Origin of the sequence: Arcobacter cryaerophilus gv. crypticus (genome assembly GCF_002993025.1) — a bacterium.
Lineage (GTDB): Bacteria > Campylobacterota > Campylobacteria > Campylobacterales > Arcobacteraceae > Aliarcobacter > Aliarcobacter cryaerophilus_B.
The window spans coordinates 1-306 of record NZ_NXGI01000043.1 but is presented as its reverse complement, the minus strand read 5'-3'; the positions used below and the strand labels follow the sequence as shown (position 1 = coordinate 306).

At 41.2% G+C, this 306-nt stretch carries 1 rRNA gene; it reads left to right on the top strand.

From position 1 onward, the window contains the following. Positions 1 to 306 (top strand): 16S ribosomal RNA (locus tag CJ670_RS09700); the annotation flags it as partial.

The window sequence follows — 306 nt, the reverse complement described above, 5'->3', positions numbered from 1 at the left end:
GCTTAACACATGCAAGTCGAACGAGAACGGATTATAGCTTGCTATAATTGTCAGCTAAGTGGCGCACGGGTGAGTAATGTATAGGTAATATGCCTCTTACTAAGGGATAACAATTGGAAACGATTGCTAATACCTTATACTCCTTATTAACCTAAGTTAATAAGGGAAAGATTTATTGGTAAGAGATTAGCCTGTATTGTATCAGTTAGTTGGTGGGGTAATGGCCTACCAAGACAATGACACATAACTGGTTTGAGAGGATGATCAGTCACACTGGAACTGAGACACGGTCCAGACTCCTACGGG